At 68.9% G+C, this 21,552-nt stretch carries 17 protein-coding genes; 2 read left to right on the top strand and 15 right to left on the bottom strand.

Going from position 1 to position 21,552, the window contains the following annotated elements; all coding sequences use genetic code 11:
• Window positions 1-205 precede the first annotated feature (205 nt).
• Entirely contained in the window at window positions 206-1,801 is a 1,596-nt protein-coding gene (serA, locus tag ACILRB_RS06070) for a phosphoglycerate dehydrogenase (RefSeq protein ID WP_395665397.1), read from the top strand.
• Between the two features lie 65 nt (window positions 1,802-1,866).
• On the opposite strand, the gene ACILRB_RS06065 is transcribed toward serA, so the two are convergent.
• The 15 genes from ACILRB_RS06065 to ACILRB_RS05995 form a co-directional block, all read right to left on the bottom strand.
• Window positions 1,867-3,474 (bottom strand): phosphoenolpyruvate carboxykinase, encoded by a 1,608-nt coding sequence (locus ACILRB_RS06065; protein ID WP_395665396.1) that lies wholly within the window; start codon window positions 3,472-3,474, stop codon window positions 1,867-1,869.
• Between the two features lie 305 nt (window positions 3,475-3,779).
• On the bottom strand, window positions 3,780-4,553 hold the full coding sequence (locus ACILRB_RS06060) for a HugZ family protein (RefSeq protein ID WP_395665395.1): 774 nt from the start codon (window positions 4,551-4,553) through the stop codon (window positions 3,780-3,782).
• A 293-nt stretch (window positions 4,554-4,846) separates the two neighbouring features.
• Window positions 4,847-5,104 (bottom strand): DUF1150 family protein, encoded by a 258-nt coding sequence (locus ACILRB_RS06055; protein ID WP_395665394.1) that lies wholly within the window; start codon window positions 5,102-5,104, stop codon window positions 4,847-4,849.
• A gap of 85 nt (window positions 5,105-5,189) precedes the next feature.
• Entirely contained in the window at window positions 5,190-5,579 is a 390-nt protein-coding gene (locus tag ACILRB_RS06050) for an Hsp20 family protein (RefSeq protein ID WP_395665393.1), read from the bottom strand.
• A 137-nt stretch (window positions 5,580-5,716) separates the two neighbouring features.
• Window positions 5,717-6,415 carry a CarD family transcriptional regulator gene (locus ACILRB_RS06045; RefSeq protein ID WP_395665392.1) on the bottom strand — a complete coding sequence of 233 codons (699 nt, stop codon included), beginning with the start codon at window positions 6,413-6,415 and terminating at the stop codon, window positions 5,717-5,719.
• Window positions 6,416-7,390: 975 nt separating this feature from the next.
• A complete protein-coding gene (gene fdxA / locus ACILRB_RS06040) occupies window positions 7,391-7,729 on the bottom strand; it encodes a ferredoxin FdxA (RefSeq protein ID WP_395665391.1) in 339 nt (112 codons plus the stop codon).
• A gap of 316 nt (window positions 7,730-8,045) precedes the next feature.
• Window positions 8,046-8,324 carry an RNA-binding S4 domain-containing protein gene (locus ACILRB_RS06035; protein ID WP_395665390.1) on the bottom strand — a complete coding sequence of 93 codons (279 nt, stop codon included), beginning with the start codon at window positions 8,322-8,324 and terminating at the stop codon, window positions 8,046-8,048.
• Window positions 8,325-8,383: 59 nt separating this feature from the next.
• Window positions 8,384-9,613: a CobW family GTP-binding protein gene (locus ACILRB_RS06030; RefSeq protein ID WP_395665389.1), complete on the bottom strand. Its 1,230-nt coding sequence runs from the start codon at window positions 9,611-9,613 to the stop codon at window positions 8,384-8,386.
• Entirely contained in the window at window positions 9,610-11,118 is a 1,509-nt protein-coding gene (locus tag ACILRB_RS06025; RefSeq protein WP_395665388.1) for a D-alanyl-D-alanine carboxypeptidase family protein, read from the bottom strand. Before ACILRB_RS06025 ends, ACILRB_RS06030 begins: the two co-directional genes overlap by 4 nt.
• A gap of 537 nt (window positions 11,119-11,655) precedes the next feature.
• Window positions 11,656-12,957 (bottom strand): FAD-dependent oxidoreductase, encoded by a 1,302-nt coding sequence (locus ACILRB_RS06020; protein ID WP_395665387.1) that lies wholly within the window; start codon window positions 12,955-12,957, stop codon window positions 11,656-11,658.
• Between the two features lie 171 nt (window positions 12,958-13,128).
• Window positions 13,129-13,347 (bottom strand): hypothetical protein, encoded by a 219-nt coding sequence (locus ACILRB_RS06015; protein ID WP_395665386.1) that lies wholly within the window; start codon window positions 13,345-13,347, stop codon window positions 13,129-13,131.
• Window positions 13,348-13,462: 115 nt separating this feature from the next.
• Window positions 13,463-14,950: a monocarboxylate uptake permease MctP gene (mctP, locus tag ACILRB_RS06010; protein ID WP_395665385.1), complete on the bottom strand. Its 1,488-nt coding sequence runs from the start codon at window positions 14,948-14,950 to the stop codon at window positions 13,463-13,465.
• A gap of 84 nt (window positions 14,951-15,034) precedes the next feature.
• Window positions 15,035-15,256 (bottom strand): DUF3311 domain-containing protein, encoded by a 222-nt coding sequence (locus tag ACILRB_RS06005; protein WP_395665384.1) that lies wholly within the window; start codon window positions 15,254-15,256, stop codon window positions 15,035-15,037.
• 109 nt (window positions 15,257-15,365) lie between these two features.
• Window positions 15,366-16,898 carry a M48 family metalloprotease gene (locus ACILRB_RS06000; RefSeq protein WP_395665383.1) on the bottom strand — a complete coding sequence of 511 codons (1,533 nt, stop codon included), beginning with the start codon at window positions 16,896-16,898 and terminating at the stop codon, window positions 15,366-15,368.
• A gap of 15 nt (window positions 16,899-16,913) precedes the next feature.
• Window positions 16,914-17,636 carry a thermonuclease family protein gene (locus ACILRB_RS05995; RefSeq protein ID WP_395665382.1) on the bottom strand — a complete coding sequence of 241 codons (723 nt, stop codon included), beginning with the start codon at window positions 17,634-17,636 and terminating at the stop codon, window positions 16,914-16,916.
• Window positions 17,637-18,071: 435 nt separating this feature from the next.
• Between ACILRB_RS05995 and ACILRB_RS05990 the strand changes: the two genes are divergently transcribed.
• Window positions 18,072-21,518 carry a pyruvate carboxylase gene (locus ACILRB_RS05990; RefSeq protein ID WP_395665416.1) on the top strand — a complete coding sequence of 1,149 codons (3,447 nt, stop codon included), beginning with the start codon at window positions 18,072-18,074 and terminating at the stop codon, window positions 21,516-21,518.
• Window positions 21,519-21,552 lie beyond the last annotated feature (34 nt).

Genomic DNA, 21,552 nt, shown 5'->3' with positions numbered 1-21,552 from the left:
GCCGAGGGAAAGCCGCGCCGAGCCGGCGCGTTCGCTTTTTGTCTTGCGCCGCAGATTTCGCGGAGATCGCCTGCGTCCCCTGGGGCCGGCGCCAAACGAATCGCCGGCGCTTCGTCATGACAGGCTGCGCGCGGCGCGCTACAAGCGGCGCGCGCCCTGAAAGGCCGGGGCGCCCGTCCGAGCCAAGCCCAAAACGGAGCCCGCCTTGGAGCCGCAGACGCCGCGCGTCCTGATCTGCGAAAGCCTCGCTCCCGCCGCCCTCGCCGTCTTCGCCGCGCGCGGCGTCGCGGCCGATTACGAGCCGGAGCTGGGGCGCGACCGCGCCGCGCTCGCCGAGCGCGTCGGCGCCTATGACGGGCTGATCGTGCGTTCGGCGACGCGGGTGACGGCGAAGCTGCTCGATGCGGCGAAGCGGCTGAAGGTCGTCGGCCGCGCCGGCATGAGCGTCGACAATATCGAGCTCGGCGCCGCCACCGCGCGGGGCGTGATCGTCATGAACACGCCTTTCGGCAACTCGATCACCACCGCCGAGCACGCCATCGCGCTGCTGTTCGCGCTGGCGCGGCGCATCCCCGCCGCCGACGCCTCGACGCGGGCCGGCAATTTCGAGAAGAACCGCTTTCTCGGCGTCGAGATCACCGGCAAGACGCTGGGCCTCATCGGCTGCGGCGCGGTCGGCTCGATCGTCGCCGACCGCGCGCTCGGCCTGCGCATGCGGGTCGTCGCCCATGATCCGTTTCTGTCGCCCGAGCGCGCGCTCGACCTTGGCGTCGAGAAGGTCGAGCTCGACGAGTTGCTCGCGCGCTCCGACTTCATCTCGCTGCACACGCCGGTGACCCCGCACACCCGAAACATCCTGTCCGGCGACAAGCTCGCGCGCACGAAACCCGGCGTGATGATCGTCAACTCCTGCCGCGCCGCGCTGATCGACGAGGAGGCGCTGCGGGCGCTGCTCGATTCGGGCCATGTGGCGGGGGCGGCGATCGACCTCGCCGAGAAGGAGCAGCCGGCCGACGCGGCGCTGCGCGGCCATCCGGGCGTCGTCATCACGCCGCATCTTGGCGCCTCGACCAAGGAGGCGCAGGAGAATGTGGCGCTGCAGATCGCCGAGCAGATCTCCGACTATCTGACGCGCGACGCCATCACCAACGCGGTCAATTTCCCGTCGATCACGGCGGAGGAGGCGGGCAAGCTCAAGCCCTACATCGCGCTCGTCGACCGTCTCGGCTCCTTCGCCGGCCAGCTCATCGACGCGAACATCGCCAAGGTGTCGATCACCTATGAGGGGGCGGTCGCCGACCTCAAGATCAAGGCGCTGTCGGCCTCGATGGTCGCGGCGCTGCTGCGCCCGCTGCTGGCGACGGTCAACGTCGTCTCGGCCCCGACCGTGGCGCGCGACCTCGGCGTCGTCATGGACGAGGTGACGCGGGCGGCGCAGAGCGATTTCGAGTCGCTCGTCACGCTCAGCGTCGAGGCCGGCGGCGAGCGGCTCAGCGTCTCGGGCACGGTGTTCAACGACGGGCGCCCGCGCATCGTCTCGGTCAACGACATCAAGGTCGACGCGGCCATCGGCCCGTCGATGATCTATGTGACGAACGAGGACAGGCCGGGCTTCATCGGCCGTTTCGCGAGCCTGCTCGGCAACGCCGGCGTCAACATCGCGACTTTCGCGCTCGGCCGCGACCGTGAGGGCGGCTCGTCCATCGCGCTGGTCGAGGTCGACGGCGAGACGCCCGAAAACGTGCTCGCGGCGGTGCGCAAGCTTCCCGGCGTCAGGCAGGCCAAGGCGCTGCGGTTTTAGACGCGCCGGCGTTGCAGACAAAAAGGCCGCCCGGAGGCGGCCTTTCAAGGCGGGAGGGGAGGGGATCAGGCCGCGGCGGCGGGCTGGGCCTTCATGATCTCCGGGTCGACATGCGACTCGAACTTCACGAAATTGTCGCGGAACATGGCGACGAGCTTGGCCGCCTGCGCGTTGAACTCCTCGCGCGAGGCCCAGGTTTCCACGGGGTTGAGGATCGCCCCGTCGACGCCCGGCACGGCCATCGGCATGGCGAGGCCGAAGAACGGATCGGTGCGGAAGGCGGCCTTGGCGAGCGAGCCGTCGAGCGCCGCCGCGAGCAGGGCGCGGGTGGCCTTGATCGGCATGCGGCGGCCGACGCCATATTTGCCGCCGGTCCAGCCCGTGTTGACGAGCCAGCAATTGGCGCCATGCTTGTGCACGAGGTCGCGCAGCAGGTTGCCGTAGACGCTCGGATGACGCGACATGAAGGGCGCGCCGAAGCAGGTCGAGAAGGTCGCCTGCGGCTCGGTCACGCCCTTTTCCGTGCCGGCGACCTTGGCGGTGTAGCCCGACAGGAAGTGATACATGGCCTGCGCCGGGTCGAGCCGGGCGATCGGCGGCAGCACGCCGAAGGCGTCGCAGGTCAGCATCACGACGTTGGTCGGATGGCCGGCGCGGCCGGTCTCCGAGGCGTTGGGGATGAAATAGAGCGGATAGGCGATGCGTGTGTTCTCGGTCTTCGAGGCGTCGTCGAAGTCGGGCGCGCGGGTTTCGGGGTCGAGGACCACGTTCTCCATGATCGAGCCGAAGCGCTCGGTCGTCGAGAAGATCTCGGGCTCGGCCTCCTTCGAGAGCTTGATCGCCTTGGCGTAGCAGCCGCCCTCGAAATTGAAGATGCCCTCGGGGCTCCAGCCATGCTCGTCGTCGCCGACGAGGGTGCGCGAGGCGTCGGCCGAAAGCGTGGTCTTGCCGGTGCCCGACAGGCCGAAGAACAGGGTCGACTTGCCTTCCTTGCTGACGTTGGCCGAGCAGTGCATCGGCATCACGCCCTTGGCCGGCAGCACGAAGTTCAGATAGCTGAACACCGACTTCTTGATCTCGCCGGCGTAGCTCGTGCCGCCGATCAGCACGATCTTGCGGGTGAAGTCGATGGCGATCACCGTCTCGGTGCGGCAGCCGTGCCGCGCCGGATCGGCCTTGAAGGAGGGCAGGTCGAGGATGGTGAGGTCGGCCGTGAAGGCGAGCGCTTCTTCCCTGCTCGGGCGGATCAGCAGGTTGCGGATGAACAGAGAATGCCAGGCGTATTCGGTGAAGACGCGGGTCCTGACGCGGTTCGCGGGCTCAGCGCCGCCGTAGAGATCCTGGGCGAACAGCTCGCGGCCCTTGGCGTGGGCGAGCATGTCCTTGTGCAGGACGTCGAAATGCGCGGGCGACATGGCGGCGCTGTTGTCCCACCAGATGTCGCTGTCGGTGATCGCGTCGCGGACGATGAACTTGTCTTTGGGCGAGCGGCCGGTGTGGGCCCCGGTGTCGGCGACGAGGGGGCCGAATTTGGCGATGCGGGCCTCGCCCCGGCGGATGGCTTCTTCGTAAAGCTGCGGCGCCTCAAGGTTATAAAACACGGCTTCGGCGGCTCCCAGCCCGAACGCGTCGGCGCTGAAGGAGGGATTGAACGAACCAATAGATCTCGACATTGTCTCTCCGCCAAATGGTCGGTAAGGGCTGGCAGCTCCGGCAAGGGCAATGTCCCAAATGCGGACAGCTAGACGCCTTCACAGCTTACGCGCGGCGCCAGCCCTGCGACATCCGCCATAGCGATTAGGCGACGCGGCTTTACTGCGGCCGAGCCATGGCGAAGGCGGTCAAGCCAGGAAACCGATCACGAAACCCATTTGGGTCATTCATGGTCAACTTGACGCATGCGCGCGAAAGACGAAGGCTGTGCTGTCCCTCAACTTGGCGAGGCCGGCGACTATTTGCGCTGGATTGAGGGACGGAGTCAGGCCGAAAGCGTGTCGCGGGCCGTCTTGACCATTTCGACCAGAAGGACGCGCAATTCGCCCGGGTTCGCGACGCGGCGCGCAAAAACGACGCGGGCGGCCTCCGTCCCGCGCGTCAGGTCGAGGCCGTCGGGGTCGATCCCGGTCGCGGTCCAGCCGTCGCCGCAGCGCCCCGCGAAGGCTTGCGCATAAAGGGCGAGCGCGTCGGCGTGATCGGCGTTCATATGGTCGAGCGCGCCCTGCTCGGCCGCGACGAGCGCCTCCGCGCCCTCGAGCGGGGTCATGAGCGCGCCCCTGCCAAAATTCGCCGCGCGCGCGAAGCCGCCGTTCAGATGGGCGCTCGCGACGTCGACGCTCCAGAACGAGAAATCCGTGAAGTCGGCGTAGAGCGCGGATTGCGGATGGCGCGCCAGAAAGCGCCCGCGCAGGGCGGCGCGCGTCGCCGCCTCGTCGGCGCGGTCGGCGCGCCCGACGAGGGTCAGGCGCGGATGGGCGAGGGGGTCGCCGTCTCCGCCCTCGGCGATCAGCAGGGACAGCCGGCCGTCGCGCTCGAGATGGCGGGTGTGGGCGGCGAGGCGCGACATCAGAAGAATCGGCGCGCCGTCGGGCCGCAGCGCCAGATTGACGAGGCTGGCGAAGGGCGCCCCGTCGGCCGCAAGCGTCGCGAGGGCCGCCGAGCGCCCCTCGCGCAGGAGACGTTTCGCCTCGCCGGGCGCGTCGAAGGCGGCCGCGTCGACGGAAGGTTTTGAGGCGTCGGGTTCCGAGGCGGTCATGGGCTCCGGCGCGGCGAAAAGGATTGGCCCGGAAAAGGTCTCTGGCGCAGCGAAGAATTCTGGCGCGGCGGGAAGAAGACCGCGCCTGACGCCGTCAGCGCCAGACGAAAAGCCACAGAAGGATAATGATCGGAATCGGCACGCCGATCAACCACAGAAGAAGACTCCGGCCCATTTGACGCTCCCTGAACAATGGCGCGTCGATCGAACGTGGCCTCCGTCGGAAGGTTCCTGAAGGCGAGCCTGGCCCCAAAGCAGGCCGGGGCCGGGCTCAAGGCGTCAATGCGAGAGCCTCAATGCAGGCTTGCGAGCTCCAGCTCGTTTTCGAGCGCGTTGGCGAGCGCCGCGTCGCGCGACTGCGTGACCGCGATCGGCGAGCCGTCGGCGGCGAGCAGGGCGAAGAGCTTGAGGCCGGGCTGCATCGCCGGCGCCTGGGGAAAAAGCCTGTTCACCTCCTCGGAGCGCATCGGCTTCACATAGGCGAGACGCCCGCCGCCCAGCCCCGCGAGCTGATCGTCGCTCAGGAGCGCGTCCATGTCTTCATGTTCCATCTGCAGTCTCCCGAAGCTTGAGCGCGCGGGGCGCGCTCGACCGTGAGGTCGGGGTTTGGGCGGGCCGGACGCGAGGCCTCGCGCCTCAGTCTTCGTCCGCCGGCGCGAGGTCGATCGACAGAAGCCCCCTGTCCAGCGCGGCGCTTTCGACGCGCATCGCCTCGCCCAGCAGAAACACCCGCTGGAACTGGCGCGCGGCGATGCCCCGGTGCAGATGCTCGCGCCCGCGCTCGTCCTTGTGCCGGCCGCGCACGACGATCTGTCCGTTCTGCTCGAGAATTTCGATCTGCGCTGCGGAAAATCCCGCCACCGCGATGACAAGGCGCAGGCGCGGACGCCCGTCGCCGCCGACCGCCCGCTCGATGTTATAGGGCGGATAACCGTCGGACACGGGTTTGCCGGACGCGGGCCGGCTGCGCTCGATCGTCCGGAAGCCCAGGACGAAAGGAATATGCGAAGCGGATCCGCGCGGCATCAGCGAAGCTCTCGAAGCCTTCACATGGACCGGGACCCTCGTCTGAGGCGTCCCATGTCCAGCCGATATGGCCCGCCGCGCGCCGGATTCAAGGAGGCGGCCGCGAACGGGACGCCCTGCGCGCGAACCCTGCGGACTCAGGCCGCTTCCTCGATGTCGGCGTCTTCGACGTCGACGTCGTCAGATTTGCCGGCGCGGCGCGGGCCCTTTTGCAGCTGCGCCTCGATCAGCTTCAGCGATTCGGTCTCGGTGAGCTTCTGCACCACCACGACTTCGCGCGCCATGCGGTCGAGCGCGGCCTCGTAGAGCTGGCGCTCGGAATAGGACTGCTCGGGCTGCGAGTCGGAGCGGTAGAGGTCGCGCACCACCTCGGCGATGGCGATGAGGTCGCCCGAGTTGATCTTGGCCTCATATTCCTGAGCGCGGCGCGACCACATGGTGCGCTTGACGCGGGCGCGGCCGGCGAGCGTGTCGAGCGCCTTGCGCACGACGTCGGCCTCGGCGAGCTTGCGCATGCCGACGCTCGCCACCTTGGGCGTCGGCACCTTGAGGATCATCTTGTCCTTGACGAAGCTGATGACGAACAGCTCCAGCTTGAAGCCCGCGACCTCCTGCTCCTCGATGGCCACGATCTGGCCGACGCCATGGGCGGGATAGACGATGAATTCCTGCGGCTTGAAGCCCTGACGCGCGCCGCTCTTGACGGGTTTGGCTGCGGGCTTCTCGGCCGGACGCGCCGGAGCCTTGGCGCCGGACGCGTCGACGGAAGCCGCGACGACGGGGGAGAGGATGTCCGCCGCTGCGGCGGTCGTTTTCTTCTCGACTTTCTTGGTCACTATGTCTCGCTCGTCTGGCTCGGGGGTCGAACAGGAGTAAGCCTCGGGGCGGCCCGGCGCCGCCGTTCGGCTGGAAACGCTTTCGGACGCCTGCGCGCGGCCTCCGGCCCGCGACGGAGCGCGGCTTGCGGACGCGGGCGCGACGGCTTTCGCCGCGGCGAGGGACATCGCCACGGCGGCATGATTCGTCCTGTCGTTCGCCGCGCGCGCGCCTGCGGCGCGACCGTCCGGCGAGGGACGCGCGCCTTGCGCGCGACGTCGGGAGGCGCGCGGCGCATCGCCGGCGCGGGCCGCAACCTCGGCGCGGCCTGCGTCGCCAGCGCGGCCCAGAATGTCGGCGCGGCCTGTCATGTCGGCGCGGGCCGCGGCGTCGGCGTTGCGCCCGTCATGCGCGGCGGCGCCGCCCTTCGGGCCATGATCAGGCCGGAGCGCCCGCCGCGCGTCTTCCGTCGAATTCGCCTTTGCGAAGGTCTTCTTTACGGACGTCATCGGCGCTCCCTTCTTTGCTCCGCGTTGGAGACGGAGCGATCGGCTCGGCGTCAAACGGAAGAATCCGACGCCGATGGAAACTCGCAAAAACGGGATCGCCGTCTTCGCGAACGCCCCTTGAGGGGCTATGAAGTGCGAGAATCATCCGCCGCGGCGTGAAAGCCCCCGCCACACGGCAGGGGCGCGACCGCACAACTACGTCGAACCAGCGCCGACGCCAGAAGCGGATAGTGATGAAAGCTGATCCCGATCTTAAACCCAGTGCGTCGTTATATAACACAGAGATTGAAAAGAATCAAAGGATTCGCGCACGCCACGGCGCCGCCGCCGCGCGGAGCGCGCCGCGATGGTCTTGTAACTCATTGAAGAAACAGGAGCTGAAGGCCTGCTTCAAAAAGCTTGGGGCGGCGCTGGCCCTGGCGCCGTTAACCTTTGTGGCGGCCGGCGCATCACATTTCATTGCGTCATTGCGCCGCCGGCCAGGCCTCAATCGCCGCGTCCGGGTTCGGGCGAGAAAAATTCCTTGAACTTCCCGGGCTTGCCGTCGAAGGCTTTCGCCTCCGGCATGGCCTCGTGCTTCACCGTCACGTTCGGCCAGGTCTGCGCCATCTCCGCGTTGAGCTTGATCCACTGCTCAAGGCCCGGCTCGGTGTCGGGCTTGATCGCTTCGGCCGGGCATTCGGGTTCGCACACGCCGCAGTCGATGCATTCGTCAGGGTGAATGACGAGCATGTTCTCGCCCTCGTAGAAGCAGTCGACGGGACACACTTCGACGCAGTCCGTGTATTTGCACATGATGCAATTTTCGAGGACGACATAGGCCATCAAACTGCTCCTTTGCGGACGCCGTCCGCGCTCCTGCGGGCTTCTCTCGGCCGGCGTCAGGAGAAAGGCCGCGATCCGTTCGAGGCGCGGTCCCGATTCCCATGCATGCGCGGATGCGCGCGGCGGCGGCCGCGACGCCGCTCCGCCTGATCCGCGTCGCTCTAACCTCTTCACTGCCGATAATCAAGGCGAGCGCCGGAGGGCTCGGGGCCTGCGCAAAAAAATGCGGCCAAATCTGCCTCTTTTCCGGCGAAACCTGGCGCGTCAGCGGCGAAAAGGCGCATGCGGCGTCATGAACGCGCCCGCGCGGGCCCCGTCAGCCGGGCGGCGCGTTCGCGCCAAGCTCCTCGAACAGGAGCTTGGCCTCGCTGAACGGGCCGCGCCTTTCGCCGACGCCTGTCACCCTCAGCACGCGCACCTGCCGTTCAAGCGAGACAGTGAGGACGTCGCCGGGCGACACGCCCTTGGCCGGGGCGTCGACGCGCTTCGCGTTGACGCGCACATGGCCGTCCGCGACGAGCCGCGCCGCGAGGCTGCGCGATTTCGTCACGCGCGCGAACCACAGCCATTTGTCGAGCCTTTGGGTTTCAGCCATGCCGGGCCCCGAAAGGCGGCGGAAGGGTCAGCCGTTCAACCGCCCCTGCGCCCGAAGGTTCATGAGAAAAGCCCCGACTTGCGCGGCGCGAGCGGATTGTCGGCCAGCGCGGCCGCGTCCGGCTGGTCGACGCGCGGCGCGCCGACGAGCGCGGCCCAAAGCCCTTCGACGAAGCTTGGCGCGATGTCCTTCAGGATGAACACGATCCGGGTCGCGCGCTCGGCGTCGGGCCAGCCCTGCAGGCGCACGGGCGGATGAAACACATGCTGGACGCCGTGAATGACGACCGGATGTTCGGGAGCGTCGGCGACCGAGACGATCCCCTTGACCCGCAAAAGGCCCGGGCCGTGGGCGGCGCGCAGCATGTCGAGGAAGAGATCGAAGGCCGCAGGCGCGATCGGCGTCTCGGAGCGCAAGCAGAAGGCGCGGATGCGGTCGTCATGACGGTTGACGTCGTGGCCATGGCCGTGGCCATGGGCCTCGTGCTCGTGCTCGTGCTCGTGCTCGTGCTCGTGCTCGTGCTCGTGCTTCGGCTCATAGGCTTCGGCGGCGAGCCAGCGGCGCACGTCGAGGCTTTTCGTCTGCGGGTCGTAGAGCCCGGCGTTGAACAGCGCGGCGGCCGTCGCCTCGCCGGCGGCGGCGTCGAGGATCGGCGCGCCGGGGTTGAGCCGGGCGAGGCGCGTCTTCAGGGCGCTCAGCGCGCCGCCTGAGTCCTGCGAAACAAGTTCTGTCTTGGCGAGAAGATCTGTCTTGGAGAGAACGATCCGGTCGGCGACGGCCGCCTGCTTCACGGCCTCCTCATGGGCGTCGAGCGTCGCCGCGCCATTGACCGCGTCGACGAGCGTGATGACGCCGTCGAGCCGGAAGCGCAGCGTGAGGTACGGGTGGCTCATGACGGTGTGCAGCACGGGCGCCGGATCGGCGAGGCCGGTCGTCTCGATCACGACGCGCCCGAACGGCGGGGCGCGGCCGTTGTCGCGCTTGCGCAGCGCGTCCTCGAGCGTCGTGACGAGATCGCCGCGGATCGAGCAGCACAGGCAGCCCGAGCTCATCACCAGAAGATCGTCGCCGGCGCTCTCGATGAACAGATGATCGAGGCCGATCTCGCCGAACTCATTGACGATGACGAGCGCGTCGGAGAGCGCGGGGTCCCGCAGCAGCCGGTTCAGAAGGGTGCTCTTGCCCGCGCCGAGAAAGCCCGTGACCACGCTGAGGGGGATCGGCGGCGGCGGGCGCCGCCGCAGCGGCGAGGCGTCCCCGGGCGCGGCTTCGGCGTCCTCGCCGCTCAAACCTGCGGCTTCCGCGCCGAGGCCTGGGTCGGCTTGGCCGCGCCCTTGCCCGTTCCTTGGCCCGTTCCCTTGCCCTTGACGGCCTGGGCCGCCTTGCCGCGCGGCGCGGGCTCGGGCTTCGCGTGGGCGGCTCCCTTCGCCTTGCCCTTCGCCTTGGGCGCGTCGTCCTCCTCGATGATCTTCACGATCGACGGCGCATGAGCCTTGGACTTGGCGTGCTTTGGAACGATATGGACCCTGGTCTTCTGCGCGTGGCGCGGCTCCGGCTTTGCGGCGCGCTTCGCGGCGGCGGCCGCCGCGGGAAGCCGCGCGGCCGAAGCGCCGTCGTCGTCCTCGGCCGCCGCGCCCCGGGCCGGGGCCTCATAGCCGGCGATGCGGATCGGCACCGGCTCGAAACTTGGCGGCGGCACGAACGCGATGCGCGTCGCCATCGGCGAGACGCGCGACAGGGCGCTCGAGTCATAGAAAGACGCGCCCTGGGTCGAGGCGAAGGCCTGCGCGGAGGCGGCTTCGAGCGGGGCGATCAGCCGTTCGTTCTCGGCGGAAAAGGCGGCGATGGCCGGCCCGCGGTTGCGGCACACCGAAGCGCCGATGTCGGGCGGCGCGCCGCCCTGCAGCGGCAGGGCGGAGATCGGCGCCATCGGCCGGTCGACGCCGGCGAAGCCGCGGTCGAACAGCGCCGCCGCCTTCACCGTGCGCAGCGCCACATTGGGCGCGCCGAGCACCACGGCGACGAGCTTGCGCCCGCCCTGCGTGGCGGTGGCCGCCACATTGAAGCCGGCGGCGCAGGTGAAGCCTGTCTTCATGCCGTCCGCGCCGGGATAGCGCCCGAGCAGATTGTTGTGGTTGTTCATCACCTTGCCGCCGAGTTCGAGGGCGCCGATGTTGAACAGCCCGGCGTATTGCGGAAAGCCGAGATAGAGCCCGCGCACCAAAAGGGCGATGTCGCGCGCGGAAGTGTAATGCTGCGGGTTCGGCAGGCCGTTCGGATTGACGAAATGCGACTGCCGCATGCCGAGCCGGGCGGCCTCGGCGTTCATCTCGGCGGCGAAAGCCTCGACCGATCCCGAAATCCCCTCGGCGACGGTGATCGACACGTCATTGGCCGACTTCACCATCAAAATCTTCAGCGCGTCGCCGAGCGTGACCAGCGTGCCCGGCCGAAAGCCCATCTTGGACGGCGGCGCGGCCGCGGCGCGCGCGCTCACCCGCAGCGGCGTCGCCATGGAGATGCGCCCGTCCTGCGTGGCCCTCAGCGCGACATAGGTCGTCATCAGCTTGGTCAGGGAGGCGGGAAACCAGGGCCTCGTCGCGTCGTCCTCATAAAGGACCATGCCGCTCGGCAGATCCATCAGCAGCGAGGGCGCGGCCGTGGCGCGCGTCGCGCCGGCGCCGAAGAGGGACGCCAGGCCGAGCGCGGCGGCGAGAGCCGGGACGATCGTCCTGGAGCCGGCGCCGCGGCGCGGGGCGTCCGGTTTCGTGAGCGAAAGAGGTTCGCGAGTCATGATCCCTGACGCCTGTCCCGGACTTGGAGCGTCGGCCTCCCCGAAAAGCCGGGCGCCTTTCGGAGAGGCCGACGCGTTAAACGAGGAGCCGGAGCGAGGCCCTTTCCGGCCGATCGGGTTTCGCTCCGAAGACGCATGCGCCGGACGCCGCATGGCCCCGGTCGTCAACACGGCCGCACGCCGAGGCGGGAACGCCGACATGAGGAGGCCGAAACGGCGACGCATGCACGACGCCGAACCCGACCGGGACGCGGCGGCGCCAAAAAGCTTCCGCAGAACCATCGACGAGAAGTTTATCCGATTTATTAACGAGCCCCGGCGCCGAACAGGCGCGACGCCGGAGCGGGGCTTCATTTTTTGGCGAAGCGTTGCAAAAAAGCGCCACTCCGGCGTGAGTCAATCCGATCTGCGTTCAATCCGATTTGCGCGCCCGTCTTGCGTGAATTCGTCCTTCGTCGCCGCGTCACGGCCAAGCCGCAGGCGCCACTTTGTCCGTTTCTGGCGCCGACAATATGGCGCGCGTCGTCGTCCATGGCCTCACGCCGGCCTGACCGGCGCGTCCGGCGTCGTCGGCCGCTCCGGCCGCACGCCAAGCCCGATCATCCGGCCGGTCAGGCGGCGCAGGGCCGGAACGGCGTCAAGGAGGCGCAACTCCCAGGGCGCATGGACGCGCCCGCCGAGCGTCGGCGCGACGACGCGGTTCTGGATCGCGACCTGCATGCGCTGCGTCGCCTGAGCCGCAAAGACGCGCCGCGCCTGCACAAGGGCCAAAGCCTCGTCGGAGGGGCGTGGCTGGCTCATGAGGACGGGAACGAGCAGATTGGCGGCGGCGATCGCGTCCTGGATGGCGAGATTGATCCCGACGCCGCCGATCGGCGACATGGCGTGCGCCGCGTCGCCGAGGAACAGCAGGCCGGGCTTGCGCCAGAGCGGCAGACGGTCCACGGCGACGGTGAGCAGCTTGAAGTCGTCGACCCCGGCAAGCGCCGCGAAGCGCGCGCGCGGAAACGGGGCGAGCGGCGCCACGCTGTCGACGAGGGCGTCGAGCCCCTTCGCCTTGAGCGCGTCGGCCGATCCCTTGGGGATGGCGAAGGCGCATTGCCAGTAGTCGCCGCGGTCGATCGGAATGAGGATGCGCCCGGCCGCGACGCGCAAAAAGGCGTCCGAGACGTCTTCGGGCGCGCGCGGCACGCGGAACCAGAGCACGTCCATCGGCGCGCCAAGGATTTCGGGCGCAAGGCCCGCCGCCGCGCGCAGGCGGGAATGACGCCCGTCGCAGCCGAACACGAGGTCGGCGTGGACGGCGAGATCGCCGTCTGCGTCGCGCGCCGTGACGCCCGTGACCCTGTCGCCCTCCCACAGAAGGCCGGTCGCTTCGGTCGAGCGCAGCAGCCGGAACTGCGGATAGGCCGCGGCCTGCTGCGCCAGAAAATCGAGGAAATGCCATTGCGGCATGAAGGCGATGAATTTCGCCCGCGTCGGCAGGCGCGAGAAATCGGCGGCCTTGAACGTCTCGTCGCCGAAGCGGGCCGAGAACGAGCGCATCTCCTGGTGCGGGCGCGCCAGGAACGACTCATAAAGGCCGAGGTCGTTCAGCGCTTCGAGCGTCGAGGGATGGATCGTGTCGCCCCGAAAGTCGCGCAGGAAGTCGGCGTGCTTTTCGAGCGCGATCACGTCGATCCCGGCGCGCGCGAGCAGCAGGGCGAGCGTCAGCCCGGCCGGCCCCCCGCCCACGACGACGCAGCGGCAGGCGAGCTTTGCGGCCCGGCCCGACGTCTCAGGTGAGACGGCGTCTGAAGAGGGCGTCCCGCAGGAGGGCGTGTCCGCTGGCGTCGGCATGAATCGCTCCTTTGACGACGATCTTTCCGGAGCGAGCTTGCGCGCGGCTTGCGTCGCCGTCCAGCGGAGGAAAGACGCCGCAGGAGGGCGACGCGAAAGCGGACAGAATGAAAAGGGCCGGCCTGAGGCCAGCCCGAAAACGCGTCAACGCGTCGGCGCCGGGGCGCGAGGTCAGTCGTCGCCGTGCGCGGATTCGTTGATGGTGATGGTCTTCATCTGGGAGAAGTCGACCACCACCGGCATCTTCTCCTTGATGATCATGAGCTGGTAGGTCTTGATGACGTGTTCGAGACGCCGATAGACGTCCTTGTAGGCGTCGGTCGAGGCGTCGAGGTTCAGCGGTTTCAGGCAGAATTCGATGATTTCGCGCGGGCGGTCGAACTTGTCCATTTTCTGCGCTCCTTGTCGTCGCTTGAGCATAGCCAAAGGAGCGTGCAAGGCAAACGTCAAAGCTGCCGCGGGCGTCCTTGGAAAACTTTAGGGAAAACATAGTTTTCTTGATCGTTTAAAAGTCCGCCTGCTCCCGCGCCGCCCCGCGCCCGCGCTGGATCGCGGTGACGGCGGCCGCGACGGCGACATTGGCGGCGAGCGCGATCAGCCCCGAATAGACGGCGAAGCGCGAGTCGCCCGTTCCGAACCAGTGCAGCGGCTTGAAGTCGTCCGACCACGCGAGGAAGGTGCCGCCGAGGAAGCCGACGATCCAGCCGGCGAGCAGCCCTTCGGCGACGAACCAGCGGAAGAACAGGCCGAACACCAGCGCCGGAAAGGTCTGCAGGATCCACAGGCCGCCGAGCAGCTGGAGATCGAGCGCGAACTGGGTCGGCAGGAACAGGATCACGAGCAGCGCGCCGACCTTGACGAGCAGCGAGGTGATCTTGGCGACCTTGGCCTCCTCGTGCGGCGGGGCGTCGGGGTTGACATAGGCCTTCCAGAAATTGCGCGCGAACAGGTTCGAGGCGCCGATGCTCATCACCGCCGCCGGCACCAGCGCGGCGATGGCGATGGCGGCGAAGGCGAAGCCCGCGAACCAGCCCGGAAACAGCGCCTTGAACAGGGCCGGCACGACCTCGTTGTTGTTGGCGAGCTTCAGCCCGGCTGCGTGGCCCATGTAGCCGAGCAGGGCGATGAGGCCGAGCAGCAGCGTATAGGCCGGCAGCATCACGGCGTTCTTGCGGATGGTGTTCGCGCCCGAACTGGCGAAGATCGCCGTCAGCGTGTGCGGATACATGAAGGCGGCGAGGGCGGAGCCGAGCGCGAGGGTGGCGTAGGCCGTATACTGGTGCGGCCCGAGCAGAATCCCGCCCGATCCCTTGGCCTTGAAGGCGGCGTCGGCCGCCGCGAACACGGCGTCGTAGCCGCCGAGCTTGATCGGGATGAAGGCGATCGCCACGAACACCACGATATAGATCATGATGTCCTTGACGAAGGCGATCAGCGCCGGCGCGCGCAGGCCCGAAGAATAGGTGTAGAAGGCGAGGATCAGGAAGGCGATGACGAGCGGCCCCTCGCCCGGAATGCCGAGCGCGTGCATGGCCGCGGCCATGCCGATGAGCTGCAGCGCGATATAGGGCATGGTGGCGACGACGCCGGTGACCGCGACCGCGAGCTCGAGCGCGCGCGAATTGTAGCGCCCATGCACCAGATCGGCCGCCGTCACGAAGCCCCTGTCCTTCGCGACCTTCCACAGCAGCGGCATCACCGTGAACACGAAGGGAAACACGATGATGGTGTAGGGCAGGGCGAAGAAGCCGAAGGCGCCGGTGGCGTAGACGAGCGCCGGGACCGCGATCACCGTATAGGCGGTGTAGAAGTCGCCGCCTACGAGGAACCAGGTGATCCAGGTGCCGAACTGCCGGCCGCCGAGCCCCCATTCGTCGAGATGGGCGAGCGTCTTGGGGCGGCGCCAATGCGCCGCGACGAAGCCCATGACCGTGACGAGCAGGAAGAAGAAGGTGAAGACGACGAGGGCCGGGATGTCGAGGCCGGATGTCATGGTCCGCTCCGTCGATGCGCATGGCGGGCGGCCATGGACGGCGCGCCGGCGTCGGGCTGTGAGCTCAGGAGATTTTTCGGAGGCTCAGTGACGGCCGCCGCCGGGCGGGCCGCTCTCGCGTCCGAGCGCGTCGTCCTTCACCGCCAGATAGACGATGTAGGTGAGGCCGGCCGTGATCGGCACGAACAGCAGCTGATACCAGTAGAACAGCGGGAAGCCGAACAGCCGCGGGTCGAGGTGGTTGTAGAATGGAACCCACAGCAGGCCGACATAGGGCACGAGCAGAAGAAGCCAGAGCGCGCGCATGCGCCATCCTCGAACAGGAGCGAAGCCTCGAATCGCCGCTTCTCCGGCGACTTTCGTCATGCTAGCCCGAAGTCGCCATAATGCAATCGCGCGTTTTCGGACCCTGGCTTCAGGGCGCCTCGACCACGATCTTGTAGCGCTCGCCGGGTTCGAGCTTCTCGGTCTCGTCGAGGCCGTTGATCAGGCGGAACAGCTCCTCCTTCGGCTCGGAGGTGGCCATTCTGGCGGCGAGCGTCGCGACCGTGTCCGCGGGCTGGGCCGCGACGACGAGGAGCCGCAGCGGGCGCAGCGCGCGCAGATCCTCGGGGCTCGCCTTGCGGAACGAGGAGAGGGCCTCGCGAAACAGCCGTTCGGCGTCGGGGCCGGGCTTCCTGAAGGCGAAGATCAGCCGGTAGACCTCGCTCTTCTCGAAGCGCACGACGGCGAGGCGGAAACTCCATTCCCCGGCTTTCGCGCTGGCGATGGCGGCGGGAAAGCCGTTGAGGTCGATCGGCTCGATCGTCGCCTTGTCGACGCCCTCCATCCAGTCGGACGCCATATAGGCTTCGAGCGTGACGTCGGGCGCGACCTTGGCGCTGTCGAGGCGCAGCGCCTCGTCGCCCGAGGCCGACACGCCGAGCAGCGCCTTGGCGGCGTTCTCGAGCGCGAAGCCTTCGGGCGCGACGAAGACGAGGCCGAGCCGCGCATGCACGAATTTGCGCCCGCGCACGACGCCTTCCGAGGCCGGGTCTCCGAAGGCGACGCCGTCGATCGCGGCGAGATAGGCGGCGCGGTCGCGCGTCCCGACGCCGGGCGCGCCGATCTGGCGCGCCGCGGCCCGCGCGAGGCTCGCCCGCTCCGGCGTCGCCGGATGGGTCGAGAGAATGTCGGGCCGCTCCGCGCTGGCGTTCTGGCCGATGAGGGCGCCGCGCATCGAGGCCGAGCGGCCGAGCGCGGTCAGGAAGCGCGCCGCGCCATAAGGGTCGTAGCCCGCCCGCGCGATGGTCCTGACGCCGAGCTGGTCGGCTTCGAGCTCCTGCTGGCGCGAGAAGGAGGCGATCGTGCGTCGCGCCGTGGCCTCGACCGCCTCGCTCGTCTTCTTGTCCTGCACGACGCTCGCGGCCTGGCTGATGACCGCGGCGCGCTTTTCCTCCTCTTCGCGCCGCGCCGCGTGTCGGGCGGTCAGATGGGAGATCTCATGGGCCATCACGGCGGCGGCCTCGGAAGCGTCGTTGGCGAGCGCGAGCAGGCCGCGCGTCACGAACAGGTCGCGCGGCGGCAGGGCGAAGGCGTTGACGATCGGGGAGTTGAGGATCGTCACCTTGTAGGGCTCGCTCGGCCGGTCGTCCGCTTTGGCGAGCTTCGCCAGCACGTCGTTCAGAAAGCGCTCGGCGGCCGGATCCTTGTATTCGCCGTCGAACAGGGCGGCCATGCGGGCGTGCGCCGGGGAAACCCTGGGCTCGGCCGCCGGCGGGCGCGGCGGCGGCGGCGGCGTCTCGATCCTGGCCTGACGCTCGATCTGCGGCTCGATCGAGGCGCAGGCCGAAAGCGCGAACACGAGCGCCAGCGCGAGGGCGCCCTTGGCCGCGCAGGCGCGCGCGCGCCGCCCGGTCGCGTCGCGGCGGGCGGGGCCGGGGCGTGCGGCGGCGGAAGAGGACGTCAAGCTCGCAAACCCCGTTCACCGCGCGTCCGCGCGTCCGTCGGCCGCGCCCGGCGCGGACGCCTCGATCTCGCCGGGCTCTTCGATCTCGATCTGCGGCCCGAAGCGCAGATCGACAAGGCCGCGCGCGCGCACGATCTTGCCCCTGAGGGCGGCAAGATCGACCCCGGCGGCGGAAAAGCGCTTCAGATTGCGCGCCGCGACGACGATCGAAAACGCCTGGCCCCGCCGTTCGCCGAAGGTCAGCGTGGTCCGGAAGTCCGAAACCTCGATCCCGACCACTTCGCCCTCGACGATGGCGAGCGTTCCGGCCCGCTCGGCGAAGCCGGCGCGGTCGGCCGGACGCAGCACCGCATAATACGGATCGGCCCAAACGCCAAGCCTCGCCGCCCGCGCGGCGGCTTCCTCGCCAAGAAGATAGGCGCGGCAGCGTCGCGCCGCGGCGCCCGCCTCGACCCGGCCGAGGCCCGCGCGCAGGAGCCCGCCCGCGATCGAGGCCGTGGCCGCCCCCCCGGGCGCCGGCGCAAAAACCTCGGCGACGACCCGGCCCCAGCGGTCGGGCGCCGTATAAAGCGGCGCAAGCACGATTTCGCGCCCGACGAGGCGCTCGCCGGCTTCGCGCGCGGCCTCCTCGTCAAGCTCGGGCGCGTCCGGCGTCGGGCGCGGCGGATCGAGGCCGGCGATCTTCACGACGCGCCCGTCCTCGAGCAGAAGCTCGAGCCGCGCGTCGACGGCGCGCACCACGCCGCGCCCGGGCGCGGCCGCCGTCCTGCCGCGCGCCGGCTGCGGGGCGGCGCAGTCGGGCGCGGCCGCCTCTTTGCGGCCGACGGCGGCCCCGGCCGCAAGGCATGGGACGCCTGCCAGAAGGCATGGGGCGCCCGCCAGAAAGACCGACAGGGCGAGAGCGGCCCGGCCGCGGGCCTGCTTCTTGCTAGGCCAGGGCCGCGTTCTCACGGGGCCGCGGCCTCGCGGCGGGCCCATCCCGCCGTTCCGGCCTTGGCTCCGGGCGGGCGCAGCCTTAGTCTGTGCGCCGCAGGCGATTCCCCCGCCGCGAGATTCATGGTTTTGAGCAGCCTTTTCGACCCGCACCGCCCCTTCGACCCGCACCGCCCCTTCGACCCGCAACGCCCCTTCGACCCGCACCGCCCCTTCGATCCAAACCGACAGCGAGTAGCCATGGCGCGCATCCGTCGTCTTCTGGTCGCCAACCGTTCCGAGATCGCCATTCGCGTGTTCCGCGCGGCGAGCGAATTCGGCATCAGGACGGTGGCGGTTTACGCCGAGGAAGACAAGCTTTCCCTGCACCGCTTCAAGGCCGACGAAGCCTATCAGATCGGCGTCGGCAAGGGGCCGCTCGAAGCCTATCTGTCGATCGACGAGGTGATCCGCGTCGCGCGCGACGCCAAGGTCGACGCCATCCATCCGGGCTACGGCTTCCTGTCCGAAAGCCCGGAGTTCGCCGAGGCCTGCGCCGCAGCCGGGATCATTTTCATCGGCCCCTCGCCGCAGACCATGCGCGACCTCGGCAACAAGGTCGCCGCCCGCAACATCGCGGTCAAATCCGGCGCCCCGGTGATGCCGGCGACCGATCCGCTGCCCGACGATCCCGAAGAGATCAAGCGGCTCGCCGCCGGAATCGGCTATCCGGTCATGCTCAAGGCGTCCTGGGGCGGCGGCGGGCGCGGCATGCGCCCGATCGAGAGCGAGGACAAGCTCCTCGAACTCGTCACCAGCGCGAAAAGAGAAGCGAAATCCGCCTTCGGCAAGGACGAAGTCTATCTCGAAAAGCTGGTGCGCCGCGCCCGGCACGTCGAGGTCCAGATCCTCGGCGACCAGCACGGCGCGCTAGTGCATCTGTTCGAGCGCGACTGCTCGATCCAGCGGCGCAACCAGAAGGTGATCGAGCGCGCCCCCGCGCCCTATCTCGACGCGGCGACGCGGGCCGAACTGTGCGAGGCGGCGCTCAAGATCGGGCGCGCGGCGAGCTACGTCAACGCCGGCACGGTCGAGTTCCTGTTCGACGCCGACACCAACAAATTCTATTTCATCGAGGTCAATCCGCGCATCCAGGTCGAGCACACGGTGACCGAGGTCGTCACCGGCCTCGACATCGTCAAGGCGCAGATCCGCGTCGCCGAGGGCGGCCGCATCGGCGTCCTCGACGAGACCGGAATTCCCGAGCAGAAGGACATCAGGCTCTCGGGCCACGCGCTGCAGTGCCGCATCACCACCGAGAACCCGGAAAACAACTTCATCCCCGACTACGGCCGCATCACCGCCTATCGCGGGGCCATGGGCTTTGGCATCCGCGTCGACGGCGGCACCGCCTATTCGGGCGCGATCGTCACGCGTTTCTATGATCCGATGCTCGAAAAGGTCACCGCCTGGGCGCCGACGCCGCAGGAGGTGATCCGGCGCATGGACCGCGCCCTGCTCGAATACCGCATCCGCGGCGTCGCCACCAATCTCGCCTTTTTGCACAACATCATCAATCATCCGGCCTTCGTCGCCAACGACTACACCACGCGCTTCATCGACGAGACGCCGTCGCTGTTCGACTTCCGCAAGCGGCAGGACCGCGCGACGCGCCTGCTGAGCTGGGTCGCCGACGTCAGCGTCAACGGCCATCCCGAGACGCGCGGGCGGGCGAAGCCGCCGGCCTCCGCCCGCCCGCCGGTGCCGCCGCGCTTTGACGGCGACCATCCGGTCCCCGACGGGACGCGCCAGCGCTTCGAGGCGCTGGGCGCGAAGGGCTTCGCGCAATGGATGCGCGACGAGGAACGGGTGCTCGTCACCGACACGACCATGCGCGACGCGCATCAGTCGCTGATCGCCACCCGCATGCGCACGCGCGACATCGTCGCCGTCGCCCCGGCCTATGCGCGCGGCCTGCCGCAGCTCCTGTCGCTCGAATGCTGGGGCGGGGCGACCTTCGACGTGTCGATGCGCTTTCTGTCGGAGGACCCGTGGGAGCGGCTGGCGCTGGTGCGCGAGCGCGCGCCGAACCTTCTGACCCAGATGCTGCTGCGCGGGGCGAACGGCGTCGGCTACACCAATTATCCCGACAATGTCGTGAAATATTTCGTGCGCCGCGCCGCCGCCGGAATCGACATCTTCCGCGTGTTCGACTGCCTGAACTGGGTCGAGAACATGCGCGTGGCGATCGACGCCGTGGCCGAGACCGGCAAGCTCGCCGAGGGCGCGATCTGCTACACGGGCGACATCCTCGATCCCGACCGCGCGAAATATTCGCTGCAATATTATGTCGGCGTGGCGAAGGAGCTGGAGAAGGCCGGCTGCCACATTCTGGCGATCAAGGACATGGCCGGCCTGCTGCTGCCGGCCGCCGCGCGCATCCTGGTCAAGACCTTGCGCGAAGAAATCGGGCTGCCGCTGCATCTGCACACGCATGACACCTCGGGCGTCTCGGCCTCGACCGTGCTCGCGGCGATCGACGCCGGAATCGACGCCGTCGACGCCGCCATCGACGCCCTGTCGGGCACGACCTCGCAGCCCTGCCTCGGCTCGATCGCGGCGGCGCTGCGCCACAGCCCGCGCGACGCCGGGCTCGACGCCGAGGCGATCCGCCAGCTGAGCTTCTACTGGGAGGCGGTGCGCATGCAGTACGCCGCCTTCGAGAGCGACCTCAAGGGCGGCACGTCCGAAGTCTATCTGCACGAGATGCCGGGCGGCCAGTTCACCAATCTGCGCGAGCAGGCGAGGAGCCTCGGCCTCGAGACGCGCTGGCACGAGGTGGCGAAAGCCTATCGCGCGGCCAACGACCTGTTCGGCGACATCGTCAAGGTGACGCCTTCGTCGAAGGTCGTCGGCGACATGGCGCTGATGATGGTCAGCCAGAACCTCAAGCCCGACGAGGTGCTCGACCCCGAGCGCGACATCGCCTTCCCCAACTCGGTGGTCGAGATGCTCGCCGGCGATCTCGGCCAGCCTCCGGGCGGCTGGCCCAAAGCCCTGCAGGCGAAGGCGCTGAAGGGCGAGACGCCAATTGACGGGCGCCCCGGCGCGCTGCTGCCGCCGACCGACCTTGCGGCCGCGCGCATGGAGGCCGAAAAGCTCGTCGGCCGCGCGCTCTCCGACGACGAGCTCGCCTCCTATCTCATGTATCCGAAGGTGTTCACGGAGTTCGCCGGCACGATCCGCCGCTACGGCCCGGTCTCGACCCTGCCGACGCCCGTGTTCTTCTACGGCATGCAGCCCGGCGACGAGGTCGCGGTCGAAATCGAGCCCGGCAAGATCCTCGTCATCCTGCTCGTGACCATCGGCGACGTCGACGACGAGGGCCACAAGAAGGTGTTCTTCGAGCTCAACGGCCAGCAGCGCATCATCCGCATCAAGGACCGCTCGGCGGCGGTGACGGCGGTCGCGCGGCGCAAGGCCGAGGACGGCAACGACCATCATGTCGCGGCGCCGATGCCCGGCGCGGTCTCGACCATCGCCGTGCGCCTCGGCCAGGAGGTCAAGGCCGGCGACGTGCTGGCGACGCTCGAAGCCATGAAGATGGAGACCTCGCTGCACGCGGCCTGCGCCGGCAAGGTCGCCGAAATCCTCGTCTCGCCCGGCGCGCAGATCGACGCGCGCGACCTTCTGATGGTGCTGGAGTAAGGTCTTGGCGCGCCGGAGCCCGCCGGCGCGGGGA

It is taken from the genome of Methylocella sp. (assembly GCF_044226135.1).
Taxonomy (GTDB): domain Bacteria; phylum Pseudomonadota; class Alphaproteobacteria; order Rhizobiales; family Beijerinckiaceae; genus Methylocapsa.
Note: the sequence above shows the minus strand (reverse complement) of the source record. Positions and strands in the feature narration are given on the sequence as shown.